The organism is Rathayibacter sp. Leaf296, from assembly GCF_001423045.1.
GTDB classification, from domain to species: Bacteria; Actinomycetota; Actinomycetes; order Actinomycetales; family Microbacteriaceae; genus Rathayibacter; species Rathayibacter caricis.
In genome coordinates this window covers 370322-379812 of record NZ_LMNR01000001.1, presented here as the reverse complement: position 1 = coordinate 379812, position 9491 = coordinate 370322, and the positions used below count along the sequence as shown (strand labels likewise).

Genomic DNA, 9491 nt, shown 5'->3' with positions numbered 1-9491 from the left:
CGACCAGCAAGCACTCCCCGCTGATCGAGTAGCCCGCACCGCGGGCGTATCGAGATCCCCCACCGCCCGCAGGTGCGGCCTCCACACCACGTTCCTACTGGCCGTTCTCCCCCGGATCTCGGACGACGCCCTCATCCGACCGCACACGACGGGCACCCTCTCCCGCATGGCCTTCGTCTACATCCTCCGCTGCGGCGACGGCAGCTACTACGTCGGCAGCACGCGCTCACTGCACAGCCGCGTCGACGCGCACATGATGGGGAAGGGCGCCCTGTACACGAGCAGGCGACTTCCGATCGTGCTGCTCTGGCATCAGGAGTTCGAGAGCATCGCCGACGCGTTCTGGTGGGAGAAGCGCATCCAGAACTGGAGCCGCGCCAAGCGCGAGGCCCTGATGCGCGGCGACTACGTCGCGCTGCGAGCGGCGTCGAAGAAGGTGTTCCGTTCAGCGGAGGCCGAGTCCGCCGAAACGGCGGACCCGGACCGCTGACGCACGCGGGTCTCGATACGCCCCTCCGGGGCTACTCGACCAGCAGGCAGGGCGGGACGCCCGACCCCCGCTGATCGAGTAGGCCGCGCAACAGCCGTATCGAGATCCACCTCGACCGGAAGGTCGGAGAACGGGGGTCTCGATACGCCCCTGCGGGGCTACTCGACCAGCAGGGAGACGGGGTCAGGTGACGCGGACGAGGGTGCGCTGCCAGCCGGACGAGCCGTTGGGGGCGATGGGGGCGCGCTCCTCGATCTGGAGGGTGCCGTTCGCGTCCGTCGCGCGGACGGCGACGTAGTGCGAGCCGGACTCGGCCTGCCAGTCGACGTACCACTGCACCCAGGTGTCGGTGTTGACCGGGGTCGACAGCGTCGCGGGCTGCCAGTCGCCGTTGTCGATGCTCACCTCGACCTTCTCGATGCCGACGGTCTGCGCCCAGGCCATGCCGGCGATCTTCGTCGGGCCGGCCGGGATCGCGGCGTCGATGCGGGGGGTGTCGATGCGCGCCGACATCTTGATCGGGGCCTCGGCGGAGTAGCCGCGCGGGGTCCAGTAGGCCTCATCGGCGGCGAAGGTGGTCACCTTCAGCTCGGTCAGCCACTTCGTCGCCGAGACGTAGCCGTACAGGCCGGGCACGACCATCCGCACCGGGAAGCCGTGCTCGAGCGGCAGGGGCTCGCCGTTCATGGCGACCGCGAGGATCGCGTCGAGCCCGTCGTCGGTGAGGGCCTCGAGGGGCGTGCTCGCGGTGTAGCCGTCGACGCTGCGCGAGAGGACCATGTCGGCTCCGGACTGCACGCCGGCGCGGGCGAGCACGTCGCGGATCGGGACTCCGAGCCACTTCGCGTTGCCGACCAGGCCGCCGCCGACCTCGTTCGAGACGCAGGTCAGGGTCACTCCGTACTCGTCCAGGCCCATGTCGAGCAGGTCCTGGAACGACATCACGACGTCCTGGTCGACCATGCCGGTGATGGTGAGGGTCCAGGTCGACGGGTCGATGCTCGGGACGGTCAGCGCCGTGTCGACGCGGTAGAAGTCGGCGTTGGGGGTGAAGAGCGGCGTGATCCCGTCGATGTCGAGCTCGGCGCCGGCGGGCACCGTGAGTGCGGTCCGCGGGCTCGGCAGGCGCAGCGCCTCGCGCACCCCGGCGATGGTGGAGGTGGCGGCGCTGACGACGCGGGCTCCGGCGCCGACGACGATCGCTCCGACCGCGGCGATGAGCGACACCCGGAGGAAGCCGCGGCGCTCGAGACCGGCCGAGTGGGCGGGCACGCGCCCCTGCGCCTCCGCGGCCCGGGCCGCGCGCCAGCGGCGCAGGCGCGAGGTGAGCAGGTGCAGCACGACCACGGCGACGACGAGGCCGACGAGGGTCGGCACGGCCGACAGCGGAGTCGCTCCGGCGCGCGTGACGATCGCGGCGATCGAGAGGACGCCGGCCAGCACGAGGACGATCTGCCCGAGCGGCGGCCGGATCAGCTGCAGCACTCCGGCGAGCGCGGCGGCGACGAGCACCGCCACCCCGATCCCGGCGAGCAGGAAGACCTTGTCGTTCTCGCCGAACGTCGTGATCGCGAACTCCTTGAGGGGCCGCGGCACGATGTCGACGATGAAGGAGCCGAGGGCGAGGACGGGGCTGGCCGTCCGGGCGACGGCGAGGGCGATCAGCTCGGCGACCGCGAGGAGGACACCGGCGGTGACCACCCCCGCTAAGGCGGCGAGCAGGAGGAATCGCCTCTGGCGCACGGGTCCCGCTGTCTCGTTCATAAGGGCAGTTTTCGCCCCTGACCTGCTCGTTCACCGGGTACCACTGGTTTGGTCGCGCGGGCCCCGATCCGGTAACGGTTCGGTAACGCTTCCCGCACGAGAACGGCGGCCGCCGGAGGAGGTCCCCCGGCGGCCGCCGTCACTCAGCCGAGTGCGCTCAGCAGGTGCGCGCGGTGTACGTCGCCGGCGTCGCCGCGGTGACGGGCGAGCCGTTCACCGTGCCGGTCGCCGTGACCGTCACGGAGCCCGCGGCGATCGACGTCGCGCGCGTCGTGAACGCGTGCGTCACCGTCTTGCCCGGAGCGACGCCGGTGAAGGCCTTCGATCCGAACGGCGAGCCGATGGTCAGGCCCGTCGTGACGCTCGAGTCGTTCCGAGCGGTCACCGTCAGCACGACCTTGCCGGTGACGCAGCGCGACGACGTGGTCACGGTGGTCTTCAGCGCCGGGGCGGCCGCCTTCACGACGGCCAGGCGGTAGGTCGCCGTCGTCGTGTGGTCCTGGGCGGCGGAGGTGATCACGACGTTCGTGGTCCCCGTCGCGGCCAGGCGCACGGTGCGCAGCTCGGTGTCGTCGATCAGCACGCCGTCCACGCGGACCAGTCCGCTCGCGACGGCCGGGTCGAGGTCGAGCGAGACGCTCGTCGTCGAGGCCGGCACCGTGAGCGTGTAGTCGCGCACGCCGGTCGCCAGCGCCGGAGCGAGGGTCCCGACGTCCGACGTCATCTTCGCGAGCTCGGCGTTCGTGCCGAACGAGGTCGACTCGGTCGTGTAGACGCCGAAGACGCCGCCGACGTTGCTGGTCGTGCTGATGCCCTGGAAGCGCACGGTCACGACCGGCACCTTCTGGCCCTTCGCGTCGAGCACGTAGTTGCCGGTCTGGTCGCGCTTGTAGCTGTCCTTCGCGACGATCCCGTCGAGGACCGCCTTCGGGATCTCGTCGTACTGGATGTACCAGTTCGTCGATCCGGCCGCACCCGAGACCACCTCGGTCTTGAGCTTCACGCCGTTGAGGAGGACGTCGAACGTGCGTCCCGCGTCGCCGCCGTAGTAGCGGACGCCGAGATAGTTCTTCGGCAGCGTCGGGTCGACGATCATGTCGTACTGGAACCACGCCTCGGGCGAGCGCTCGCCGTCACGGTAGCCCTCTCCCCGCCAGGTCCCGACGCTCGAGCGGTTGTACTTGTAGTTCTTGTCGGCCTCGCTGTTGTTGTTGTCGAACGAGGTGAGCGAGTCGATCGTCGTCTCGTCGGTGCGCAGCTGCTGCTTCTCCTTGAGGATCAGCGCCTGCGCCTCCGGGGAGTCGGGGGCGATCAGCGTGAGGTACGTCGCGTACCGGGCGTCGTGGAGGCTGTAGTACGGCTCGAAGACGCGGGCCGCCGAGGCGGCGTCGACGTTCTTCATGCCGAACCGCATCGTCTGCACGCCGTTGTTGTTCGCTCCGTCGGGCAGACGCACCAGGTTCTCGCGGATGCCCGCCTTCCAGGCGTTCGAGTCGGCGACGGTCACGGTGGAGTTCACCGTCTTGTCGGCGACGCCCATCTGCACGAGCACGCCCGCCGGGTAGGACGCCTCGACGTTGTTCCGGTTCAGCTCGGTCGCGAGCAGCACGGGACCGTACTTGAAGGCCGCGAAGTTCGCGTTCTCGGTCTCGGCCGAGACCGTGACCTTCGCCGGGAGCTTCCAGGTGAGGGTGTCACCGGCCGCGACGGGGACGACGACGTAGCCGACCTCGGTGATCGTCGCGATGCTGCGCGGCGCTCCGTTCACCGTGAGGGTCGGCGCTCCGTCGACCCAGGCGGGGATGCGGAGGCGGACCGTGGCGCCCGACGCGACGGCGCCGCCGTCGAGACCGGCGACGGTGAACGTCGCGGTGTCGCCGTTCGGGATGTCGGCCGTCTGCGTGAGCCTCAGGTTCGACGCCGCGGACTTCAGCACCGAGGAGCGGAACATGTTCACGTAGACCGTGTTCTCGCCCTCGAAGTAGATCGAGTCGCCGAGCTTCGTGAAGCTCTCGATGCCCGATCCGTGGTCGCACCAGAACTCGTCCTGCTCCTTGCCGAAGATCTTGGCGTAGCCGGCGGTCTGCGGCTGGAAGTAGGTGACCATGCCGGTGTCGGGGTTCTGCGAGGCGAGGATGCCGTTGATGTACGCGTCCTCGTAGAAGTCGGCGTACTTCACGTCCTTCGTCACCTGGAACAGCGCCCGGGAGAGCTTCAGCATGTTGTAGATGTTGCAGCCCTCGGACGTCGAGTTCTCGCCGTATCCGGTGGTGCGGCCGCTCGTCGCGTACTGGTAGAGCGTGCCGGGAGCGTGGAAGTGCTCGGACTCGCTGTTGCCGCCGTTGGCGTAGGTGTGCGTCTCGTCGACCATGCGGAAGAAGTTCTCGGCCGCTCGGCGGTACATGCCGAGGTCCGCCTTCTCGGCGTCGGTCAGCGTGGCGTACAGAGCCGGGTCGTCGGTGAACACCGTGTAGCGCTTGAGCGCGCCGATCAGCTTGGGGATCGTCGTGTTCGCGTGGAGTCCGTTGAGCACGTCCTCGTTGTTCGCGAGGCGCTCGAACAGGGCCCGCTCGTCGAAGTACTCGGCGGCGCGCTTGTGCTCGGACTTGCCGGTGATCTCGAAGAGCTTGTAGAGCGCCTCGTTCATTCCGCCGTACTCGGTGCGCAGGAGCAGCGTCGGGTCGGCCTGACGGCCGCCCCAATTGCGGATCCAGGTGCCGAAGCCGTCGGCGACCGTGAGGGCCTTGGCCGACACGTCGCGGGGCGCGTACTTCTGGGCGTCGAGGAGGCCCGCGAGGACCTTGTGCAGGTTGTAGAACGGCACGAGCAGTCCGTCGGCTCCCGAGGGGAGGTACGACACGGGGAACGGCGAGACGTAGCCCGCGTTGGTCGGGTCCTTGAGCGCGTACGCGTCCTGGACCCTCTTGAGGCCGTCCACCGAGGCGGTCAGCTTGGCGAGCAGGGACGCCTTCGTGGTCGGGTCCTCGGCGGTCGAGTAGGCCTGCGAGAGCGCCGAGACGTAGTGGCCGAAGAAGTGGCCCTGGAAGCGGACGTTCGTGTCGCGCTCCCATCCGCCGTACCCGCCGGTCGTCGTGGGGGCGAGGCCCGCCTCGCGGTAGAAGGAGTAGAGGAAGCGCTCGGGGTCGAGGCTGAGCAGGTACTCGACGGTCTGCTTCTCGCCGTTCTCGAGGTACGGGTCCTCGACGTCGACGTCGGAGAGACCGGCCTCGAGCAGGTAGATCGAGCTCTCGAGACCCTCGGGGAGGACCTGGACCGTGAAGGTCTTCGTCACCGGCACGCTGCCACCGTAGCTCGCGGAGCCGGTGAGGGTCACGGAGGAGGGGGTGGAGCCGGTGGGAGGAGTGACGGCTGCGTTGCCGCCGTCGATCGCGATCCGCGCGGGGTCGGAGGAGGTCCACGAGAACGTGGAGCCCTTGGCTCCGGTGGTCGGCACAGGGAAGTCGAGGACGGTGCTCGAGGGCAGGGCGACCGCGTCGAGGTCGCTCTTCGCGACCGCCGCGGCGTCGAAGGAGGGGTTCCCCGCCTTGGTGAGGGTCACGACGTCGGTCGTGGTCGCGACTCCGTTGTAGAGGACGTACTCGTCGAGCAGGCCGCGCAGGTGCGCGCCGTTGTACTGCGGGCCGTTGAAGCCGATGGTCTTCGTCGACGTGCCCTCGGAGCCGAGGACCCCGGACGCCGCGGCGGAGGGCGCGGTCTTGACCGCGCTGGGCTGCTTGACGCCGTTGCGGTAGAAGGCGACCTGCATGGTGGCCTTGTCGTAGGTGGCGACGACGTGGGTCCACGTGTTCGTGGGGAAGAAGGCGGCGCGCGAGGACTCGACCGCGACCTTGTACGGCTGACCGCTCGAGGGGCCGATCGAGAGCGCGAGCGGAGTGCCGTCGCCCTCGGAGGTGAGGTACCAGCCGTCGGAGTTGTAGGCCGTCTTGTTCCAGGTGAAGACCTGCTCGCCGGTCATCGCGACGCTCGGGTTGTACCAGAACGAGACGGTGAGGTCGGCGGGCTGGAGGGCGGCCGAGGTGCCCAGGCTCACGGCGTTGGAGCCGGTGAAGGAGAAGGCCTGGCCGGAGAGTCCGGGGGCGTAGCTCGCGGTGCCCTTCTGCATGCCCGTGGGGGTGCTGCGGCCGCTGGTGTCGGTCAGGCTGCCGTCGAAGGGCAGTTCGAGCACCTTCTTCGCATCGAGCGAGGTGCTCGGAGCGGCGTTCGCGGGCGCTCCGACCGACAGGAGTCCTGCCGCGAGCGCCATCACCGCCGCGACTGCGATCGGGGTCCGTCGTCTGGTCGTCATTCGTGGTGCCTCTCGTCGTTGAGATCGTCGTCCGGGCGTCGGGGGGCGCCGTGGACGGGGATGTGCCGAATGTTACCGTTAACAATTACTTTTCGGTGAGGTTTCGGCGGGCGGGCTGAGCGGGCTCGAAGGGTGCGCGGCGGTGAGGGTGGATCTCGATACGCCCGCCGCGCGGGCTACTCGATCCGCAAGAGGCCGCCCACCGCTGGTCGAGTGGCCCCGCAGGGGCGTGTCGAGACCCGCGTGGTCAGGCTCCGCGCTTCTCCAGAGCCGCCCGGAGGTACGGCGCCGTGCGGCTGCCCTCCGCCCGGGAGACCTCCTCGGGCGCGCCCGTCGCGACGATCGTCCCGCCGGCCCGCCCCGCGCCCGGACCGAGATCGATGACGTGATCGGCGTCGGCGACGATCCGCATGTCGTGCTCGACGACGATCACCGTGTTGCCCGCGTCGACGAGGTGCTGCAGGTGCGTCAGCAGCCGGTCGGCGTCGGCCGGATGCAGGCCGGACGTGGGCTCGTCGAGCAGGTAGAGGGTGTCGCCCCTCTGGGCGCGGCGCAGCTCCGAGGCGAGCTTCACCCGCTGCGCTTCGCCACCCGAGAGCTCCGGCGCCGGCTGGCCCAGCGAGACGTAGCCGAGCCCGACGTCCACCAGCGCGTCGAGGTGCCGCGCGACCTCCGGCTCCTCCGCGAACGCCTCCCGGGCCGCAGTGACGCTCAACGCGAGCACGTCGGCGATCGAGCGCCCGTCGAGCGTCACCTCCAGGGTCTCGGCGTTGTACCGCGTCCCGCCGCACTCGGTGCACGGCGCCTCCACCGTCGGCAGGAACAGCAGCTCCACCTCCATGGTCCCCTCGCCCTTGCAGACCGGGCAGCGGCCGCTGGGCAGGTTGAAGGAGAAGCGGCTCGCGGAGTAGCGGCGGCGCTTCGCCTCCGGGGTCGCGGCGAAGAGCGCCCGCACGCGGTCGAACAGACCGGTGTAGGTGGCGACGTTCGAGCGCGAGGTGCGCCCGATGGGCGTCTGGCTCACCTGGACCACCCGGCGCAGACGCTCCGCCGGTCCCCGCGCCCGGCCGAGCGTGACGTCCTCCGCGGGGCCGAGCAGCGGATCCGCTCCCCCGCGATCGTCATCGGGAGAGGTGTCCTCGGCGAGGTCGGCGTGCAGGCTCGCGCGCAGCAGATCCGGGAGCGCCTGGTTCACCAGCGTGGACTTGCCCGATCCGGACACCCCCGTGACCGCCGTCAGGGCACCCACCGGGAACGACACCGCGAGGTCGCGGAGGGTGTTGCGCGTCACTCCGCTCAGCTCGATGCTCTGCGTCGAGCGGCGACGCTCTCGCAGCGGAGGGACGGAGTCGGGCTCCGGGAAGAGGTACCGCCGCGTCGCCGAGTCGGAGACGTGCCGCAGCCCGTCGAGCTCGCCCGAGTAGACGACGGAGCCGCCCTCGGTGCCGGCCGCCGGACCGATGTCGACGATCCAGTCGGCCTCGCGCACGACGTCGAGGGAGTGCTCGACGAAGAAGACCGTGTTGCCCGTGGTGCGGAGCGTGCGGAGGATGCCGAGCAGCGCCTCCGTGTCGGCCGGGTGCAGGCCCGCCGACGGCTCGTCGAGGACGAACACGACCCCGAACAGCCGCGAGAGCACCTGGGTGGCCAGCCGCATCCGCTGCAGCTCGCCGGAGGAGAGGGTCGGCGTCGACCGGTCGAGGGAGAGGTAGCCGAGGCCGAGGTCGACGATCGGAGCGAGGCGGGCGATCAGGTCGCCGACCAGGCGCTGCGCGGCCAGCCGGGTCTCGGGAGCGGGGGAGGCGGCACCGAGGGGGGTCCAGTCGGGCTCGAGCACGCGCCCGAGGAGCACCTGGAGCTCCTCGAGCGGGAGCGCGGCGAGCTCGGTGATGTCGTGGCCCTCGAAAGTGACGGCGAGCGCCTCGGGCTTCAGCTTGCGGCCGTGGCAGGTGCCGCAGGCGACGCTGACGAGGAACGTCGCCGCGCGCTCGCGCATCCGGGCGCTCTTGGAGCCGGCGAAGGTGTCGAGGACGTAGCGCCGCACTCCGAGGAACGTGCTCATGTAGCGCGGCTCGAGTCCCGCCGCGACGGCCTTCCGCACATCGGCCGGCGAGCGGTCGGTGAAGATCGGGACCTGCGGCGACTCGTCGGTGTGCAGGATCCAGTCGCGCGCATCCTCGGGCAGCGTCCGCCACGGCACGTCGATGTCGTGCCCGAGCGAGATGAGGCTGTCGCGCAGCTGCTTGCCGTGCCAGGCGGTGGGCCACGCGGCGAGGGCGCCGTCGCGGATGCTCAGCGAGTCGTCGGGCACCATCAGCTCGTCGGGCACGTCGTAGACGCGGCCGATGCCGTGGCAGGTCGGGCACGCGCCCTGCACGGTGTTGGCCGAGAAGTCCTCCGCGAGGAGCATCGGGGCGCCCTCGGGGTAGGTGCCGACGCGCGAGAAGACCATGCGCACCACGCTCGAGAGGGTGGTGGCGCTGCCGAGGGTGGAGCGGGCCGAGCCCGCGGAGCGGCGCTGAGGCAGGGCGACGGCCGGCGGGAGTCCCTCGATCGAGTCGACGTCGGGCACGCCGACCTGGTCGATCAGCCGGCGGGCGTAGGGCGCGACCGACTCGAAGTAGCGGCGCTGCGCCTCCGCGTAGAGGGTGCCGAACGCGAGCGAGCTCTTGCCCGAGCCGGAGACGCCGGTGAACGCGACGAGCGCGTCGCGCGGGAGGTCGACGTCCACGTCCTTCAGGTTGTTCTCGCGGGCGCCGCGCACGCGCACCCGGTCGAGGGAGGAGGGGGGCGTCGTTCCGGCGGCGGGCATCCGCTCAGCATCCCACCCCCCGATGGGCGCCCGCCGAGCGCGGCGGTGGGCGTGCGGTGGATCTCGAGACGGCCGTGCACCGGAAGCCCGGCGGACGGGGATCTCGATACGGCCGCTTC

Annotated in this window: 4 protein-coding genes; 1 reads left to right on the top strand and 3 read right to left on the bottom strand. The window is 70.6% G+C overall.

The genetic code is table 11. The features are described from left to right. Nucleotides 1-166 precede the first annotated feature (166 nt). A complete protein-coding gene (locus ASF46_RS01590; protein WP_056866145.1) occupies nucleotides 167-490 on the top strand; it encodes a GIY-YIG nuclease family protein in 324 nt (107 codons plus the stop codon). A 183-nt stretch (nucleotides 491-673) separates the two neighbouring features. On the opposite strand, the gene ASF46_RS01585 is transcribed toward ASF46_RS01590, so the two are convergent. The 3 genes from ASF46_RS01585 to ASF46_RS01575 all read right to left on the bottom strand — a co-directional run bounded on the left by ASF46_RS01585 (nucleotide 674) and on the right by ASF46_RS01575 (nucleotide 9372). After that, on the bottom strand, nucleotides 674-2254 hold the full coding sequence (locus tag ASF46_RS01585; RefSeq protein ID WP_056866144.1) for a molybdopterin-dependent oxidoreductase: 1581 nt from the start codon (nucleotides 2252-2254) through the stop codon (nucleotides 674-676). Nucleotides 2255-2411: 157 nt separating this feature from the next. Continuing rightward, nucleotides 2412-6560 (bottom strand): beta-L-arabinofuranosidase domain-containing protein, encoded by a 4149-nt coding sequence (locus tag ASF46_RS01580; protein ID WP_056866143.1) that lies wholly within the window; start codon nucleotides 6558-6560, stop codon nucleotides 2412-2414. A gap of 247 nt (nucleotides 6561-6807) precedes the next feature. Then, on the bottom strand, nucleotides 6808-9372 hold the full coding sequence (locus tag ASF46_RS01575) for an excinuclease ABC subunit UvrA (protein WP_056866142.1): 2565 nt from the start codon (nucleotides 9370-9372) through the stop codon (nucleotides 6808-6810). Between the last annotated feature and the right edge of the window lie 119 nt (nucleotides 9373-9491).